Origin of the sequence: Bradyrhizobium quebecense (genome assembly GCF_013373795.3) — a bacterium.
Taxonomy (GTDB): domain Bacteria; phylum Pseudomonadota; class Alphaproteobacteria; order Rhizobiales; family Xanthobacteraceae; genus Bradyrhizobium; species Bradyrhizobium quebecense.
Genome location: NZ_CP088022.1, coordinates 6,764,195 through 6,779,925, shown reverse-complemented (window position 1 = coordinate 6,779,925; position 15,731 = coordinate 6,764,195). Strand labels below are relative to the sequence as shown.

Here is a 15,731-nt window from a genome sequence, read left to right as displayed (position 1 = left end):
GCAGCGCGCGCGTTCGCCAAGCGAACTGGCATCCGAGATGCAATACTCTCTTGAAAAGCAATAGTCCGCCACGCGGGACGTGGCGGACAATTGGCAGTCGGTGAACTAGACGACGCTCAGCTTGACGTCGACATTGCCGCGGGTCGCGTTGGAATAGGGGCACACTTGATGGGCCTTCTCGACCAGCGCTTCGGCGTCGGCGCGTGAGAGGCCGGGCAGCGAGACGGCGAGATCTACGGCGAGGCCGAAGCCGCCTTCCGAGCGCGGGCCAATCCCGACCGTCGAGGTCACGGAGGCGTCGGCGGGAACCTTGGGGCCACCCTGGGAGGCCACGAACTTCATGGCGCCGATGAAGCAGGCGGCATAGCCGGCTGCGAACAGCTGCTCCGGATTGTTGCCGGCGCCACCGCCGCCACCGAGCTCCTTCGGGGTCGTGAGCTTGACGTCGAGCGCGCCGTCGAGCGTTGCCGCATGGCCGTCGCGGCCGCCGGTCGCCTTGGCGCTGGTCTTGTAGAGCACGTTCACAGACATCGTGGTCTCCCTTGGGTTTGGACTGAAGTTTGGATTCAACGTCGAATGTATTGCATCCAATTAGATTGTGTACAATATAAATTATGCGGCCTCACATTTAATTGTTCGCAATTGAATCCGCGGTCCTGTGAGCCCAGAATGACCCGCAAACGAGATGGATTCGATGGGAATCATGGTCAGGAAACAAACGGCGGCGGATCAGGCGCTGCGGCTCGATAACCAGATCTGCTTTGCGGTCTATTCGACCGCGCACGCCTTCAACCGCGTCTACAAGCCGCTGCTCGACCGGCTCGGGCTGACCTATCCGCAGTATCTCGTGATGCTGGCGCTGTGGGAGCGCGACGACGTGCCGGTGAAAGACCTTGGCGAGCGGCTGTTCCTGGATTCCGGCACGCTGACACCGCTGCTGAAACGGCTCGAAGCGGCGGAACTGATCCGGCGGACCCGCAGCACCGAAGACGAGCGGGTCGTGCTGATCGCGCTGACGCCGCAGGGCCACGCGCTGCGTGAAAAGGCCAAGGCCGTTCCGCAGTCGATCCTCGCGGCCTCGGACTGCACGGTTGGTGAGCTGATGGCGATGAAGGATGAGATCGTCGCGCTGCGCGACCGGCTGAATGCGGTGCTGGGGGAGTAGGGGGCGTGGAACGAGGTGCGCCTGTTATGGCAGCACCGGCACTCGACAAGTCGTGCACTGGAAATCGCTGCCGCGCTCGTCGTGAAGAATCTCAAAGCCCTCCGGGACCCTATCGATCCGGTTTCTGAAGGGGGTGATTTCCGAGAGCCGGGCATAGCCCGTGCGCGGGCACCTTGGGCACCGCAAGAATTCCGTCCAGGTGGAATTGCGCATGGCTTGGCATCCGTTGGCGCCAGATGGGGTAGCAAGCGATAGACGCTCGAACTTTGTTCTGAATCAAAATGCGGGGCGGATCCCGTGGATCGGCGAACTGTTCGCACGAGGGATAAGATCGTCGTGCTGCGCGATGGCTGGGAAGGGTGGGTGGTCAGAGGCGCTTCTTGGCGAAGGCGCGGCCGGATGCGACTTGAGGTATTTCTCGAACGCCAGGGCTTTGTACTTGTCGGGAAATGCGCAGTACCAGATGAGCTGCCACGGCTTGAATTTTGAGGTGTGCGCGGATTTGCCGGCATTGTGCTCGGGGACCCGTCGTTTCAGGTCCTCGGTGGCGCCAACATATTCCTGGTCAGGGAAGTTGATGCTGCGGATGATGTAGACGTACCACATTTGCACCCATGGCTAGCCGGAGTACCGGACCGTCCGTCTTCGCCCTACGCCGGACACCACGCTTCGCCCCTCAGGCAACTCGTGGCTGCGCCACGCGTGGCCCGAAGGGCGAAGCGTGGTGGAGCCAGGCGGGATCGAACCGCCGACCTCTTGCATGCCATGCAAGCGCTCTCCCAGCTGAGCTATGGCCCCTTATCCAGTGGGGATGATCCTGGGGGATCGATCCCGGCCCGCGCGGCCTGGATGACTCGCGCGGCAGCACCGTTGATCATAGATCGGCGCCGATCTCAAGTCTCTTCGTCACCGCCGACGTCACCAATAATATCGGTCACGTCCTCATCGCCCTCTTCCTCGTCGGCGATGAAGGTCGAATCGTCGTCGTCATCGTCGTCGATGGTCTCATCGACCTCGATATCGTCCTCGGATTCGGGAACCACGGCCTTGACCTTGCCGGTGTTCTCCTCGGCATCGGCCTCCTCGAGCGAGACCAACTCTTCGGTCTCGGCCGCCTCGGGCATCTCGGCGGCGGTCGCGGGCGAACTGACGGTGGCGCCACGACCCCGCGGCGGGGTGACAGGCGCGATCGGCACGACCTCACCGGTGTAGGGCGAAATCACCGGATTCTTGTTGAGGTCGTAGAACTTCTTGCCCGTGGTCGGGCAAATGCGCTTGGTTCCGAGCTCGGACTTGGCCAACGTGGTCATCCCAGAATTTTGCTGAAAAACGGTGCTTCACTTGGCTAGTTGAGGAGCCGCTGTCAATAGCGGTTTGCGCGCAAGTGACGGGCGCGTGACGCGGTGTTGCCTATGTGATACCTGCCGCGGCGCGAGAGGACACAATCTTGGCTCATTCCGACACCCCGACCCCGCTGGAATCGCGCGTTTGCGGCCCCCTGGCCGGCAAGGTCCGCGTTCCCGGCGACAAATCGATTTCCCACCGCGCCCTGATCCTCGGGGCGCTTTCGGTCGGCGAAACCCGCATTTCCGGCCTTCTGGAGGGCGAGGACGTCCTCAATACCGCCAAATCCATGCGCGCGCTGGGCGCCAAGGTGGAGCGGACGGCGCCCTTTACCTGGTCGGTCTCGGGCGTCGGCGTCGGCGGCTTCGCCCAGCCCGCGGCCCCGCTCGATTTCGGCAATTCCGGCACCGGCTGCCGGCTGGTGATGGGCGCGGTGGCCGGCTGCCCGATCGCGGCCATTTTCGACGGCGACGCCTCGCTGCGCTCGCGCCCGATGCGCCGGATTCTCGATCCGCTGGAGCTGATGGGCGCCCGGACCAGCGACATCAGGGAGGGCGGCCGGCTGCCGCTCACCCTGCACGGCGCCCGCTATCCGGTGCCGATCGTCTACAAGACCCCGGTCGCCTCGGCCCAGATCAAGTCCGCGGTGCTGCTGGCGGGCCTGTCCGCGCCCGGCATCACCACGGTCATCGAGCAGGAGGCGAGCCGCGACCACACCGAACTGATGCTGAAGCATTTCGGCGCCGAGATCTCCACGGAGAAGGAAGGCAGTCACGGCCGCAGGATCTCGCTGAACGGCGAGCCCGAGCTGCATGGCGCCCAGGTCGTGGTGCCCGCCGATCCGTCCTCGGCGTCGTTCCCGATCGTCGCGGCGCTGATTGTCGAAGGGTCCGACGTCGTGTTCTCCGACGTGATGACCAATCCCCTGCGCACCGGCCTGTTCACCACGTTGCGTGAAATGGGCGCCTCGATCGAGGAGAGCGATCTGCGCGGCGATGCCGGCGAGCCGATGGCGCAATTGCGCGTACGCGCCTCGAAGCTGAAGGGCGTCGAGGTGCCGCCGGAGCGCGCGCCGTCGATGATCGACGAATATCTGGTGCTGGCGGTTGCGGCGGCGTTTGCCGAGGGCACCACGATCATGCGCGGCCTGCAGGAGCTGCGCGTCAAGGAGTCCGATCGTCTCGAAGCCACCGCCGACATGCTGCGCGTCAACGGCGTCAAGGTCAAGGTTTCCGGCGATGATCTGATCGTCGCGGGCCGCGGCCACGTTCCAGGCGGCGGCCTTGTTGCCACCCATATGGATCATCGCATCGCGATGTCGGCGCTGGTGATGGGCTGTGCTTCGGATCGGCCGGTGAAGATTGATGACACCGCCTTCATCGCCACCAGTTTCCCGGATTTCATTCCGATGATGCGCGCGCTCGGAGCTGACTTCGCATGATCATTGCCATCGATGGACCCGCCGCCTCCGGCAAGGGCACGCTCGGCAAGCGGCTCGCCCACCACTACGGCTACCGCCATCTCGACACCGGCGTGATCTACCGCGCTGTGGCCTATGCGATGATGGCGCAGGGCGCCGACCTCAACGACGAGGCGCTGGCGGTGGCCGTCGCGCTCGAGCTCGATCCCGAGAAATTCGGCAATCCGATCCTGAAGACCCAGAAGGTCGGCGAGGGCGCATCTGTCGTCTCGGCCTTTCCCAAGGTCCGCGAGGCGCTGGTCAACTTCCAGCGCCAGTTCGCCGCTGATCCGCCTGGCGCGGTGCTGGATGGACGCGATATCGGCACCGTGATCTGCCCGGATGCCGACGTGAAGATCTTCGTGGTCGCCGACCCCCGCGTGCGGGCGCGGCGGCGCACCCTGGAGGCCCGCGCCCGCGGCGAGGACGCTGACGAGGAGGCGGTGCTGGCCGACATCCTCAAGCGTGACGAGCGGGACAAGAACCGCGCCGTCGCGCCGTTGCGGCCGGCGGCGGATGCCCACACGCTGGACAATTCCAATCTCGACATCGAGGCCGGCGTCCGCGCCGCCATCGCCATCGTCGAGGCGGCGCGCGCCCGGCGCTGACCGGTCAGGCCCCGGACAAGAAAAAGCGCGATGACGAGGTCATCGCGCCAAGCGCACTTCAGGCCGTCTGCTTTTTGGACCCGTTGGATCAGTTCTTCGACCAGTAGCGGTCAAACGGCAATTCCTGCTCGGCCATGCTGAGCAGCGGCTGCGCCGCCGCGGCAGACGTGCCGTGCGCGGCCGGAGCAGCGCCGGGCATCCCGGCAATCGCATTTCCGATCGTCAGGACGGCGATCGCCGCCAGCACCACAAAGCTTTTCATTGGTAATCCCCCTGTTTTGAACGGTGCTATTGTGTGGGGTGCTGCTTAAGGGCGGGTTCCGCGGCGTTCTCTTGCGGGGGCCTTTCGCGCGACGCGGTCAACAGCGCGTTGAGACAGCGGATCTGGAGCGCCGCCGGGGCGAGATTAGCCTTAAGCGCCCGTAAATCGGGCATTTCCGGCTTGCCCAAAATGGGCCCCGGAGCTATATCAGCGCCGTTCGGAGCAGCATCGACGGTGTCGAGGCCGTGTCTGAGCGGGCCGGCGCCGGGTTTGAGCCCTCGCCGCATATGGAGGAACGCCCGCTCCCAGGTCTTGAAGTCGATATTTTCGTTTCAGGCTCCCGACAATTCAAACGTACCGAACGTGCAGTTTTGCTGCCGGCCCGCTGTTGCACCTCCTGCAATATGCGGTCGTCAGGGTTTGCGGAACCCTGACACTTCACGCGCGGTGCGCCCATCAACCCGAACGGCCGGCAAGATCCCGCATTTGGAGAACAAATGGCTTCGAATACTGTGTCTTCCTATTCCCCGACCCGCGACGACTTCGCGGCGATGCTTGATGAATCCTTTGCCGGCGGCAATTTGCAGGAAAGCTCGGTCATCAAGGGCAAGGTGGTTGCAATTGAGAAGGACATGGCCGTCATCGACGTCGGCCTGAAGACCGAAGGCCGCGTTGCGCTGCGCGAATTCGCCGGCCCCGGCCGTGAAAGCGATCTGAAGGTCGGCGACGAAGTCGAGGTGTTCCTCGACCGGATCGAGAATGCGCTCGGCGAAGCCGTGCTGTCGCGCGACAAGGCGCGCCGCGAGGAAAGCTGGGGCAAGCTCGAGAAGGCGTTCCAGAACAACGAAAAGGTCAACGGCGTCATCTTCAACCAGGTCAAGGGCGGCTTCACGGTCGACCTCGACGGTGCGGTGGCCTTCCTGCCGCGCTCGCAGGTCGACATTCGTCCGATCCGCGACGTTGCGCCGCTGATGAACAACTCGCAGCCGTTCCAGATCCTCAAGATGGACCGCCGCCGCGGCAACATCGTGGTGTCGCGCCGCACGGTTCTCGAAGAGACCCGCGCCGAGCAGCGCCAGGAACTGGTGCAGAACCTCGAAGAGGGTCAGGTGATCGACGGTGTGGTCAAGAACATCACCGATTACGGTGCGTTCGTTGATCTCGGCGGCATCGACGGCCTGCTCCATGTGACCGATATCGCCTGGCGCCGCGTCAACCACCCGACCGAGGTGCTGACCATCGGCCAGACGGTCAAGGTCAAGATCATCAAGATCAACCACGAGACGCACCGCATCTCGCTGGGCATGAAGCAGCTGCTGGATGATCCGTGGCAGGGCATCGAAGCCAAGTACCCGCTGGGTGCCCGCTTCACCGGCCGCGTCACCAACATCACCGACTACGGCGCGTTCGTCGAGCTCGAGCCCGGCATCGAAGGCCTGATCCACGTCTCCGAGATGTCGTGGACCAAGAAGAACATGCACCCCGGCAAGATCGTTTCGACCTCGCAGGAAGTCGAAGTGCAGGTGCTCGAAGTGGATTCGGTCAAGCGCCGCATCTCGCTCGGTCTCAAGCAGACCATGCGCAATCCCTGGGAAGTCTTCGTCGAGAAGTTCCCGGTCGGTTCGGTGGTCGAGGGCGAGGTCAAGAACAAGACCGAGTTCGGTCTGTTCCTCGGTCTCGAGGGCGATGTCGACGGCATGGTCCACCTCTCCGACCTCGACTGGAAGCTTCCTGGCGAGCAGGTCATCGACAACTTCAAGAAGGGCGACATGGTCAAGGCCGTGGTGCTCGATGTCGATGTCGAGAAGGAGCGCATCTCGCTCGGCGTCAAGCAGCTCGAAGGCGACCCCTTCGCCGAGCCGGGCGACGTCAAGAAGGGCGCGGTCGTGACCTGCGAAGTGCTCGAAGTGAAGGAGAGCGGCATCGAGGTCCGGATTTCGGGCACCGAGTTCACCACCTTCATCAAGCGGTCCGAGCTGGCCCGCGATCGCAACGACCAGCGCGCCGAACGCTTTGCTGTCGGCGAGAAGGTCGATGCCCGCGTCATCCAGTTCGACAAGAAGGCCCGCAAGGTGCAGGTCTCGATCAAGGCGCTGGAAGTTGCCGAAGAGAAGGAAGCCATCGCGCAGTATGGCTCCTCCGATTCGGGAGCGACGCTTGGCGACATCCTCGGCACCGCGCTGAAGAATCGCGGCACCGACAAGTAAGCGTTCGCTTGAGTTCAGGCGAACATTGGGGCCCCGGCGCAAGCCGGGGCCCTTTTGCTTTGGGAATGCCCGTAGCCCGGATGAAGCGCAGCGAAATCCGGGAGCGCCTCTGCCGTAGATGCAGGCCCCGGATTACGCTGCGCTTCATCCAGGCTACCAATGTCGGCGATGTCGCGGGCCTTGTTTTCTTCATATTGCGTCGCAATTGATGTATTTGGCTAAGCTGATAGTGACGCTGCGACGGCAAAACGCGCGGATTGCGCGCTGACTATTTCTGGAGAGATCGGATGTCGCTGGATTCAGACGTGATCGTCGACCGCCGCCGTATCAGGCGCAAGCTGACATTCTGGCGCGTCGCCGCTGCCGTCATTGCGATCGCGGCCATCGTCGGCGTGGGCGTGATCGCTGCCGGTGGACGCGGCGCCTTCTCGACGTCGAACACGATCGCGCGGATCAATATCGACGGGCTGATCCGCAGCGACCAGGAGCGCGTCGAGGCGCTGGAGCGGCTCGGTAAGTCGAGCTACGCGGCTGTTGTCGTGCACATCAATTCGCCCGGCGGCACCACCGCGGGCTCCGAGCAGCTTTACGATTCGCTGGTGCAGTTGAAGGCGAAGAAGCCGCTCGTCGTCGTGGTCGAGGGATTGGCGGCCTCGGGCGGCTACATCACGGCGATCGCCTCCGACCACATCGTCGCCCAGCAGACCTCGCTGGTCGGCTCGATCGGCGTGCTGTTCCAGTTCCCCAACGTTTCCGAATTGCTCAAGACCGTCGGCGTGAAGATGGAGGAAATCAAATCTTCCCCGCTGAAGGCGGCGCCCAACGGCATGGAGCCGACCAGTCCGGAAGCCCGCGCCGCGATCGAGGGTCTGGTCAAGGATTCCTATGCATGGTTCCGTGGATTGGTGAAGGAACGGCGCGGCATGGACGACGCCCTGCTGGAGAAGGTCGCGGATGGACGCGTCTTCACCGGCCGGCAGGCGGTCGATCTCAAGCTGATCGATCAACTCGGGGATGAAAAGACCGCGATCGCCTGGCTGGTTGCGGAGAAGAAGGTTAAAAGCGACCTGCCGGTGCGCAATTACAAGCTCAATCCGCGATTCAGCGACCTGACCTTCCTGCGCACCGCGGCGTCGATGACGCTCGATGCGTTCGGTCTTGGCGGCATCGCGCGGCGGGTCGAGCAGGGTGGCGTAGCCCAGGCGGTCGACCGGTTCGGGCTCGACGGCATGCTGGCGCTGTGGACTCCCGGAGGAACCGACTAGCCGAGCGCGAAAGGCGTACTGATCGGGGTATTCCCGCTCTGCGGGAATCGCCGCATGCCCCAATTGGGCTATTTGTCACGCGATTTCACGGCGCTCTAAATTGATTTAGCGTCTTGACAGTGCACGGCATTTTCACGGAAATGGGTTTCCGCAAGAGCCCGGATCCCATTTTCGATGATCAAATCCGAACTTGTTCAGCGTATCGCCGAGCACAACCCGCACCTCTACCAGCGGGACGTCGAGAACATTGTGAATGCGATTCTCGATGAAATCGTCGCGGCGCTGGCGCGTGGCGACCGCGTCGAGCTGCGCGGTTTTGGCGCTTTCTCGGTGAAGCATCGCCCGGCCCGTGCCGGCCGCAATCCGCGTACCGGTGAGCATGTGCCGGTCGACCAGAAGAGCGTGCCGTTCTTCAAGACCGGCAAGGAAATGCGCGAGCGCCTCAATCGCGACGAAGCCGAGGCTGGAGCCTCCAAGATCGACGCGCCCAAGGCTGACGCTTAAGGCTGACGCTTGGCGCGACGCCCGCCGTTGCCGCGGGCGATGGGCCCGCACTTTCTCCATCGCGGCGAGAGATGGTCATGCGAAAGTTCTTCACGGCAGTGATCGTCGTTCCGCTCGGGCTGATCTTCATCATCTTTGCCGTCGCCAACCGTCACTGGGTGACGGTGTCGTTTGATCCCTTCAACTCTGTGACGCCGACGGTTGCGGTCACACTGCCGCTGTTCGTCGTCATCATCGCGTCCGCCATTCTCGGCGTGATCGCCGGTGGCATCGGAACCTGGTTCAAGCAAGGGCGCTGGCGCCGTGCCGCCCGCCAGCACGAGGCCGACGCCCGCCACGTCCGCGCCGAGCTCGCCGACCTCAGGGCCACGGCCTCCCGGGACGACGCGCAGCGTCGTTCGGCCCCGGCCCCGCTGGGCTTTTACGGGCCCAATGGGCGAGACAAGCAGGGCGCGACGTTGTAGAACCCGCCGCGTCGGACCGGGGGCCAGCCCCTGTTCCGGCCGCCCGAAAACCCGTTTTTGAGACCCGTTTCGAGACCATGCCCCTGCTCGTCAAAATCTGCGGCCTGTCCACGCGCGAGACGCTCGACGTCGCGCTTGATGGCGGTGCCGACATGGTGGGGTTCGTGTTCTTCTCCCCGTCGCCGCGCCATATCAGCCTCGAGACCGCGCGCGAGCTCGGCAGCCGCGCCAAGGGCCGCGCCGTCAAGGTCGCGCTGACCGTCGATGCCGACGACGCCACCTTGGAAAACATCGTCGAGACGCTGCGGCCGGATATCCTGCAACTGCACGGCAAGGAAACCACCGCGCGGCTGCGCGACATCAAGCAGAAGTTCGGCCTGCCGCTGATGAAGGCGCTGCCGGTCGAGACCGCTGCCGACCTCGCCCCGCTGCCGGGCTATGCCGGCGTCGCCGACCGCATCCTGTTCGATGCCCGCGCGCCGAAGGATGCCACGCGGCCGGGCGGTCTCGGCGCGCCGTTCGATTGGCACCTGCTCGAAAATCTCGATCTCGCGCTGCCCTACATGGTCTCCGGTGGGCTCAATGCCGACAACGTCGCTGAAGCTGTCCGCGTCACCCGCGCCGGCGGGGTCGACGTGTCGTCGGGCGTCGAGCGCACGCCGGGCGTCAAGGATCCCGAGCTGATCCGCGCCTTCATCCGCGCCGCACGCGCAACCCAAGAACTGATGGTTCGATGAATCAAAACCTGCCCAATTCCTTCCGCAGCGGCCCCGACGAGCGCGGGCATTTCGGCATTTTCGGCGGACGCTTCGTCGCGGAAACGCTGATGCCGCTGATCCTCGATCTGGAAAAGGCCTATGCCGACGCCAAGGCCGATCCGGCATTCCAGGCCGAGATGAACGTCTACCTGAAGGACTATGTCGGCCGGCCCTCGCCGCTCTATTTCGCCGAACGGCTTACCGAGCATCTCGGCGGCGCGAAGATCTATCTGAAGCGCGAGGAACTCAACCACACCGGTTCGCACAAGGTCAACAACGTGCTGGGCCAGATCATGGTCGCGCGCCGCATGGGCAAGAAGCGCATCATCGCCGAGACCGGCGCCGGCCAGCACGGCGTGGCGACGGCGACGCTGTGCGCGCGGTTCGGGCTCGAATGCGTCGTCTATATGGGCGCGGTCGACGTCGAGCGGCAACAGCCCAACGTGATCCGCATGGAGATGCTGGGTGCCAAGGTCGTCCCGGTGCAGTCGGGCGCGCGCACGCTGAAGGACGCGATGAACGACGCGCTGCGCGACTGGGTCACCAACGTGCACAACACCTTCTATTGCATCGGCACGGTGGCGGGACCGCACCCCTACCCGATGATGGTGCGCGATTTCCAGTCGATCATCGGCCACGAGACGCGCAAGCAGATGCAGGAGGCCGAAGGCCGCCTGCCGGACTCGCTGATTGCCTGCATCGGTGGCGGCTCCAATGCCATGGGCCTGTTCCATCCGTTCCTCGACGATCCCTCGGTCGAGATCTTTGGCGTCGAGGCAGCCGGTCACGGGCTGACGCAGCTGCATGCCGCCTCGCTTGCCGGCGGGCGTCCCGGCGTGCTGCACGGCAACCGCACCTATCTTCTGATGGACGCCGACGGCCAGATCGAGGAAGCGCATTCGATCTCCGCCGGCCTCGACTATCCCGGCATCGGCCCCGAGCACGCCTGGCTGCACGAGACCGGCCGCGTGAAATATCTCTCGGCGACCGACGAGGAAGCGTTGGCCGCGTTCCAGCTGCTGTCGCGGCTCGAGGGCATCATCCCCGCGCTGGAATCCGCGCACGCGATCGCGAAACTGTCCGAACTCGCGCCGCAGCGACCGAAGGATCACCTGATGGTGGTCAACCTCTCGGGCCGTGGCGACAAGGACGTGCCGCAGGTCGGCGACATCTTGAAGGCGAGGCAGAAGTGAGCACCCGTATCGACGCACGTTTCGCCGAGCTGAAGCAGCAGGGCCGCTCCGCTTTTGTCACCTTCGTGATGGCCGGCGACCCCGACGCAAAAACCTCGCTCGACATCCTCAAGGCGCTGCCGAAGGCCGGCGCCGACGTCATCGAGATCGGCATGCCCTTCACCGATCCGATGGCCGATGGCCCGTCGATCCAGGCCGCCGGTCTGCGCGCGCTCAAGGGCGGCATGACGTTGCGCAAGACGCTGGCGATGGTCCGCGACTTCCGCAAGGACGACAACACGACGCCGATCGTGCTGATGGGCTACTACAATCCGATCTACATCTACGGCGTCGAGAGCTTCCTGGCCGATGCCAAGACCGCCGGCGTCGATGGGTTGATCATCGTCGACCTGCCGCCGGAGGAAGATACCGAGCTCTGCATCCCTGCGATGAAGGCCGGGCTGAACTTCATTCGCCTCGCGACGCCGACCACCGACGACAAGCGTCTGCCGGCGGTGCTCGCGAACACCTCGGGCTTTGTCTATTACGTCTCGATCACCGGCATCACCGGCGCTGCGACGGCCGATTCGAACGCGGTTGCGGAAGCCGTCGCCCGCATCAAGCGGCATACCAAGCTGCCGGTCTGTGTTGGCTTCGGCATCCGCACCCCGGAAACGGCGCGCGCGATCGCCGAGAACGCCAATGGCGCCGTGGTCGGCACCGCGATCGTCGACGTGGTGCGCGCCAATCTCGATGCCGAGGGCCGCGCGACGCCGAAGACCGTGAGCGCGGTCGCGGACCTGGTGTCCGCGCTGGCGCAGGGGGTCCGGGGCGCCAAGCAGGCCGCTGAATAAGCCACATTTTGCGGCAACAAGGCCGCAGACGGCGGCTTGCCGGGTTCGCCCGGCCCGCCATATATCCAGCTGGTGCGGGACCGACCCGCATTTCGGAGCGAACCATGAACTGGCTCACCAACGTCGTCCGGCCGAAGATCCGCAACATCCTGCGGCGCGAGACGCCGGAAAACCTCTGGATCAAGTGCCCGGATTCCGGGCAGCTGGTGTTCTACAAGGACGTCGAGGCCAACCAGTTCGTGATCCCCGGCTCGAACTACCACATGCGCATGGGCGCGGTGGCGAGGCTGAAGTCGATCTTCGACAACGAGACCTGGTTCGATGTCGCGCTGCCCGAGGTAACGGCGGATCCGCTGAAATTCCGCGACGAGCGCAAATATGTCGACAAGATCAGGGATGCGCGGGCCAAGACCGGCCTGAACGACGCGGTCAAGGTCGGCTACGGCAAGCTCGAAGGCACCGGCGTCGTGGTCGCGGTGCAGGATTTCGATTTCATGGGCGGCTCGCTCGGCATGGCCGCGGGTGAGGCGATCGTGCGCGGGCTCGAGCTCGCGGTCGAGAAGAAGTCGCCCTTCATCGTGTTCGCCGCGTCCGGCGGTGCACGGATGCAGGAAGGCATCCTGTCACTGATGCAGATGCCGCGCACCACGGTCGGCGTGCAGATGCTGCGCGAGGCGAAGCAGCCCTATATCGTGGTGCTGACCAATCCGACCACCGGCGGCGTGACAGCCTCTTATGCGATGCTCGGCGACGTCCAGATTGCCGAACCCGGCGCGCTGATCGGCTTTGCCGGCGCGCGCGTGATCGAGCAGACCATCCGCGAGAAGCTGCCGGAAGGTTTTCAGCGCGCCGAATATCTGCGCGAGCACGGCATGGTCGACATGGTCGTGCATCGCCATGAGATGAAGGCCACGCTGGCGCGGCTGTGCCGCCTGCTGACCAGGGCACCGGCGCTTGAAACCGCGTCCAAGCCCACGGTCGCCGTCACCGAGCCGGCCCAGATCGTCACGGCCCCGGAGACGGTGCCGGCCGCGCCGCACGCGTGACGGCAAGCGCCGCCCCATCGCAACCCTCGTTCGAGGCGTTGATCGCACGGATATCGGCGCTGCATCCGAAGCGCATCGATCTCAGCCTCGATCGCATGCGCAGCCTGATGGAGCGGCTCGATCATCCCGAGCGCAAGCTGCCGCCGGTGATCCATGTCGCGGGCACCAACGGCAAGGGCTCGACGATCGCCTATCTGCGCGCGATCCTCGAAGCCGCCGGTCTGCGCGTGCACGCCTTCACCTCGCCCTATCTGGTGCGGCTCAACGAATGCTACCGGCTGGGTGCCACGGGCGGCGGCAAGCTCGTCGGTGACGACGAGCTGCGCACGACGTTCGAGCATTGCGAGCGCATCAACGCCGGCAACCCCATCACCATCTTCGAGATGGAAACCGCAGTCGCGTTCTGCCTGTTCGCGAAGCATCCGGCCGATGTCGCGCTGCTCGAGGTCGGCCTCGGTGGCCGGCTGGATTCGACCAATGTGGTCGAGACGCCGCTGGCCTCGGTGATTACGCCGGTCAGCATGGATCACATGGAATTCCTCGGCGATACGCTGACTTTGATCGCCGGCGAGAAGGCCGCGATCATCAAGCGCAAGGTGCCGGTGGTCTCTGCCGAGCAGGCGCCGGACGCGATGGCCGTGATCGAGGCGGAGGCGAGGCGCATGCGCGCGCCGCTGCATGCCGCCGGACAGCAATGGCATGTCGGCGTCGAGCGCGGCCGGCTGGTCTATCAGGACGAGCGCGGACTGATGGATCTCGCTGCGCCAAGACTGTTCGGCCGGCACCAGTTCGATAATGCGGGGCTTGCGATCGCGACTTTGCGCGCGATCGACACGTTCAAGCTCAACATCGCGGCCTATGAGGCCGGCATCGTCAATGCGGAATGGCCGGCGCGGATGCAGCGGCTGGTCTCAGGCAGCCTCGTCTGCCAGGGACCGCAGGGCTCCGAGGTCTGGCTCGACGGCGGGCACAATGCCGAAGGCGGCCGCGTTGCAGCCGCTGCACTCGGCGATCTCGAGGAGCGGGTGTCGCGGCCGCTGGTCGTGATCACAGGCATGATGGCCAACAAGGATGCCAATGCCTTCCTCGCCAATTTCGCCGGACTGACCCGCCACATCATCGCGGTCCCGGTGCCCGGCCGCGACAACGGCATGGCGCCGGACAAGCTCGCCGATGCAGCCCGTGCGCTCGGCATGCGGGTCGAGATCGCATCCGGTGTCGACGCCGCGTTGCAACGGCTTGCCACGCTGGCCTACGAGGTGCCGCCGCGCATCCTGATCACCGGCTCGTTGTACCTGGCGGGTCCAGTGCTTGCCGCCAACGGCACGCCTCCTGCATAAGTGGTCCCGCGTCCCGGATGCGGTGCGCACCAGAGTCCTTTCCGTTCCGATTGAATCGGAACGGAAAGGACTCTGGATTTTCGTTTGACGCGTTTTCTTCACGCGAACCGGTACCCACTTCGCTCGAAAACGCTTCAGGGGGGACGAGACGTCATGCGCTTTGCTGCAATCGCCGACATCCACGGCAACCATCTCGCACTTGAAGCGGTGCTGTCGGATATCCGGGCGCAGGGAATTTCTGACATCGTCGACCTCGGCGACATGGTGAGCGGGCCGCTCGACGCCCGGCCGACCATCGACGTGCTGATGCAGCTCGATGCCGTCCATCTGCTCGGCAATCACGACCGCTATCTCATCGACCGTCCGCACGAGAAAATGGGCTCATGGGAGCGGCTGACCTATACGCAGCTCGAGCCGCAGCATCTCGACTGGCTGCGCACCCTGCCGGCGAATGCGGTCTATCGCGACGCGGTTTTCCTCTGTCACGCGACGCCCCAGGATGACGAGACCTACTGGCTCGACACCGTGCTGCCGGGCGGCGAAGTCTGCATGTCCACGCTGGAATCGATCGAGGCGCGGGCGGCCGGCCTGACGCAATCGCTGATCCTTTGCGCGCACACCCATACCGCGCGAGCCGTGCGGCTTCGCGATGGGCGGCTGATCGTCAATCCCGGCAGCATCGGCTCACCCGGCTATCGCGCCGGCAAGCCGCATCCGCATGTCGTCGAGGCCGGCTCGCCCGATGCGCGCTACGCGGTTCTTGAAAAGGTTGATGGCGGCTGGGACGTGACCTTCCGCCACATCCCCTACGATCACGCGGCGATGGCAGCGCTGGCGCGGCGCAATGGTCAAGCCGAGCTCGCCTCGGCGCTGGCGACGGGATGGATCAGGTAAAACAAAACGGCCGGCTTCTCGCCGGCCGTTTGCACAAATCAGCTAATGCGAAACAGATCAGACCGCAGCGGTGATCCACTGCTGCAGCTTGGCCTTCGGCGCGGCGCCGACCTGACGGGACGCCATCTCGCCGCCCTTGAAGATCATCAGGGTCGGGATCGACATCACGCCATATTTCGACGCGGTCTTCGGGCTCTCGTCGACGTTGAGCTTCACGATCTTGACCTTGTCGCCCATCGCGCCGGAAATTTCATCGAGAGCGGGCGCGATCATGCGGCAGGGTCCGCACCACTCGGCCCAGAAGTCGACGACCACCGGCCCGGTCGCCTTGAGCACTTCGGCTTCGAAATCGGCGTCAGAAACCTTGCCAACGGCCATGCGAGTACCTC

17 protein-coding genes, 1 tRNA gene and 1 pseudogene are annotated in these 15,731 nt (G+C 64.7%); 13 read left to right on the top strand and 6 right to left on the bottom strand.

What is annotated here, in order from left to right; translation table 11 throughout:
• Positions 1 to 105: 105 nt before the first annotated feature.
• Positions 106 to 531 (bottom strand): organic hydroperoxide resistance protein, encoded by a 426-nt coding sequence (locus tag HU230_RS32580; protein WP_092120797.1) that lies wholly within the window; start codon positions 529 to 531, stop codon positions 106 to 108.
• Between the two features lie 172 nt (positions 532 to 703).
• Here HU230_RS32580 and HU230_RS32575 point away from each other — a divergent pair, with 172 nt between their 5' ends.
• A complete protein-coding gene (locus HU230_RS32575) occupies positions 704 to 1,165 on the top strand; it encodes a MarR family winged helix-turn-helix transcriptional regulator (RefSeq protein ID WP_097671434.1) in 462 nt (153 codons plus the stop codon).
• A gap of 367 nt (positions 1,166 to 1,532) precedes the next feature.
• Here the strand turns inward: HU230_RS32575 and HU230_RS32570 are convergent.
• The 3 genes and pseudogenes from HU230_RS32570 to HU230_RS32560 form a co-directional block, all read right to left on the bottom strand.
• A pseudogene (locus HU230_RS32570) lies at positions 1,533 to 1,771 on the bottom strand (GIY-YIG nuclease family protein).
• 116 nt (positions 1,772 to 1,887) lie between these two features.
• Positions 1,888 to 1,963: transfer RNA gene (locus tag HU230_RS32565), tRNA-Ala, on the bottom strand.
• 95 nt (positions 1,964 to 2,058) lie between these two features.
• On the bottom strand, positions 2,059 to 2,466 hold the full coding sequence (locus tag HU230_RS32560) for a TIGR02300 family protein (protein ID WP_173640712.1): 408 nt from the start codon (positions 2,464 to 2,466) through the stop codon (positions 2,059 to 2,061).
• A gap of 146 nt (positions 2,467 to 2,612) precedes the next feature.
• Here HU230_RS32560 and aroA point away from each other — a divergent pair, with 146 nt between their 5' ends.
• Positions 2,613 to 3,950: a 3-phosphoshikimate 1-carboxyvinyltransferase gene (aroA, locus tag HU230_RS32555; protein ID WP_176534640.1), complete on the top strand. Its 1,338-nt coding sequence runs from the start codon at positions 2,613 to 2,615 to the stop codon at positions 3,948 to 3,950.
• Positions 3,947 to 4,576 (top strand): (d)CMP kinase, encoded by a 630-nt coding sequence (gene cmk / locus HU230_RS32550; RefSeq protein ID WP_176534641.1) that lies wholly within the window; start codon positions 3,947 to 3,949, stop codon positions 4,574 to 4,576. The genes aroA and cmk overlap by 4 nt, the downstream gene beginning before the upstream one ends.
• 88 nt (positions 4,577 to 4,664) lie before the next feature.
• Here the strand turns inward: cmk and HU230_RS32545 are convergent, their stop codons facing one another.
• The gene (locus HU230_RS32545) at positions 4,665 to 4,838 is read right to left on the bottom strand and encodes a hypothetical protein (RefSeq protein WP_176534642.1); all 174 of its coding nucleotides are present in this window, start codon (positions 4,836 to 4,838) and stop codon (positions 4,665 to 4,667) included.
• A gap of 497 nt (positions 4,839 to 5,335) precedes the next feature.
• On the opposite strand from HU230_RS32545, the gene rpsA reads away from it, so the two are divergent.
• The 10 genes from rpsA to HU230_RS32495 all read left to right on the top strand — a co-directional run bounded on the left by rpsA (position 5,336) and on the right by HU230_RS32495 (position 15,342).
• Positions 5,336 to 7,045, top strand: coding sequence for a 30S ribosomal protein S1 (gene rpsA / locus HU230_RS32540; RefSeq protein ID WP_173639763.1), 1,710 nt, complete (start codon positions 5,336 to 5,338; stop codon positions 7,043 to 7,045).
• A gap of 287 nt (positions 7,046 to 7,332) precedes the next feature.
• Complete coding sequence (sppA, locus tag HU230_RS32535) at positions 7,333 to 8,310, top strand: signal peptide peptidase SppA (RefSeq protein WP_176534643.1); 978 nt, start codon at positions 7,333 to 7,335, stop codon at positions 8,308 to 8,310.
• A 174-nt stretch (positions 8,311 to 8,484) separates the two neighbouring features.
• Positions 8,485 to 8,814 (top strand): integration host factor subunit beta, encoded by a 330-nt coding sequence (locus HU230_RS32530; protein WP_050426527.1) that lies wholly within the window; start codon positions 8,485 to 8,487, stop codon positions 8,812 to 8,814.
• 77 nt (positions 8,815 to 8,891) lie between these two features.
• Entirely contained in the window at positions 8,892 to 9,278 is a 387-nt protein-coding gene (locus HU230_RS32525; RefSeq protein ID WP_176534644.1) for a LapA family protein, read from the top strand.
• Between the two features lie 77 nt (positions 9,279 to 9,355).
• A complete protein-coding gene (locus tag HU230_RS32520; RefSeq protein WP_176534645.1) occupies positions 9,356 to 10,015 on the top strand; it encodes a phosphoribosylanthranilate isomerase in 660 nt (219 codons plus the stop codon).
• Positions 10,012 to 11,229 (top strand): tryptophan synthase subunit beta, encoded by a 1,218-nt coding sequence (gene trpB / locus HU230_RS32515; RefSeq protein WP_095731854.1) that lies wholly within the window; start codon positions 10,012 to 10,014, stop codon positions 11,227 to 11,229. The genes HU230_RS32520 and trpB overlap by 4 nt, the downstream gene beginning before the upstream one ends.
• A complete protein-coding gene (gene trpA, locus HU230_RS32510; protein ID WP_176534646.1) occupies positions 11,226 to 12,062 on the top strand; it encodes a tryptophan synthase subunit alpha in 837 nt (278 codons plus the stop codon). The genes trpB and trpA overlap by 4 nt, the downstream gene beginning before the upstream one ends.
• Positions 12,063 to 12,166: 104 nt before the next feature.
• Positions 12,167 to 13,108 (top strand): acetyl-CoA carboxylase, carboxyltransferase subunit beta, encoded by a 942-nt coding sequence (accD, locus tag HU230_RS32505; RefSeq protein WP_092120775.1) that lies wholly within the window; start codon positions 12,167 to 12,169, stop codon positions 13,106 to 13,108.
• 95 nt (positions 13,109 to 13,203) lie between these two features.
• Positions 13,204 to 14,448, top strand: coding sequence for a bifunctional folylpolyglutamate synthase/dihydrofolate synthase (locus HU230_RS32500; protein ID WP_420840904.1), 1,245 nt, complete (start codon positions 13,204 to 13,206; stop codon positions 14,446 to 14,448).
• A gap of 153 nt (positions 14,449 to 14,601) precedes the next feature.
• Positions 14,602 to 15,342, top strand: coding sequence for a metallophosphoesterase family protein (locus HU230_RS32495; RefSeq protein WP_176534648.1), 741 nt, complete (start codon positions 14,602 to 14,604; stop codon positions 15,340 to 15,342).
• A gap of 57 nt (positions 15,343 to 15,399) precedes the next feature.
• On the opposite strand, the gene trxA is transcribed toward HU230_RS32495, so the two are convergent.
• Positions 15,400 to 15,720 carry a thioredoxin gene (trxA, locus tag HU230_RS32490; RefSeq protein ID WP_016847387.1) on the bottom strand — a complete coding sequence of 107 codons (321 nt, stop codon included), beginning with the start codon at positions 15,718 to 15,720 and terminating at the stop codon, positions 15,400 to 15,402.
• Positions 15,721 to 15,731 lie beyond the last annotated feature (11 nt).

What these genes read in the sequence shown, in the direction of transcription:
- HU230_RS32580 (WP_092120797.1), bottom strand. Translation starts at nt 531, where the DNA reads ATGTCTGTGAACGTGCTCTACAAGACCAGCGCCAAGGCGACCGGCGGC.
- HU230_RS32575 (WP_097671434.1), top strand. Translation starts at nt 704, where the DNA reads ATGGTCAGGAAACAAACGGCGGCGGATCAGGCGCTGCGGCTCGATAAC.
- cmk (WP_176534641.1), top strand. Translation starts at nt 3,947, where the DNA reads ATGATCATTGCCATCGATGGACCCGCCGCCTCCGGCAAGGGCACGCTC.
- HU230_RS32545 (WP_176534642.1), bottom strand. Translation starts at nt 4,838, where the DNA reads ATGAAAAGCTTTGTGGTGCTGGCGGCGATCGCCGTCCTGACGATCGGA.
- rpsA (WP_173639763.1), top strand. Translation starts at nt 5,336, where the DNA reads ATGGCTTCGAATACTGTGTCTTCCTATTCCCCGACCCGCGACGACTTC.
- sppA (WP_176534643.1), top strand. Translation starts at nt 7,333, where the DNA reads ATGTCGCTGGATTCAGACGTGATCGTCGACCGCCGCCGTATCAGGCGC.
- HU230_RS32530 (WP_050426527.1), top strand. Translation starts at nt 8,485, where the DNA reads ATGATCAAATCCGAACTTGTTCAGCGTATCGCCGAGCACAACCCGCAC.
- HU230_RS32525 (WP_176534644.1), top strand. Translation starts at nt 8,892, where the DNA reads ATGCGAAAGTTCTTCACGGCAGTGATCGTCGTTCCGCTCGGGCTGATC.
- HU230_RS32520 (WP_176534645.1), top strand. Translation starts at nt 9,356, where the DNA reads ATGCCCCTGCTCGTCAAAATCTGCGGCCTGTCCACGCGCGAGACGCTC.
- trpB (WP_095731854.1), top strand. Translation starts at nt 10,012, where the DNA reads ATGAATCAAAACCTGCCCAATTCCTTCCGCAGCGGCCCCGACGAGCGC.
- accD (WP_092120775.1), top strand. Translation starts at nt 12,167, where the DNA reads ATGAACTGGCTCACCAACGTCGTCCGGCCGAAGATCCGCAACATCCTG.
- HU230_RS32500 (WP_420840904.1), top strand. Translation starts at nt 13,204, where the DNA reads ATGCGCAGCCTGATGGAGCGGCTCGATCATCCCGAGCGCAAGCTGCCG.
- HU230_RS32495 (WP_176534648.1), top strand. Translation starts at nt 14,602, where the DNA reads ATGCGCTTTGCTGCAATCGCCGACATCCACGGCAACCATCTCGCACTT.
- trxA (WP_016847387.1), bottom strand. Translation starts at nt 15,720, where the DNA reads ATGGCCGTTGGCAAGGTTTCTGACGCCGATTTCGAAGCCGAAGTGCTC.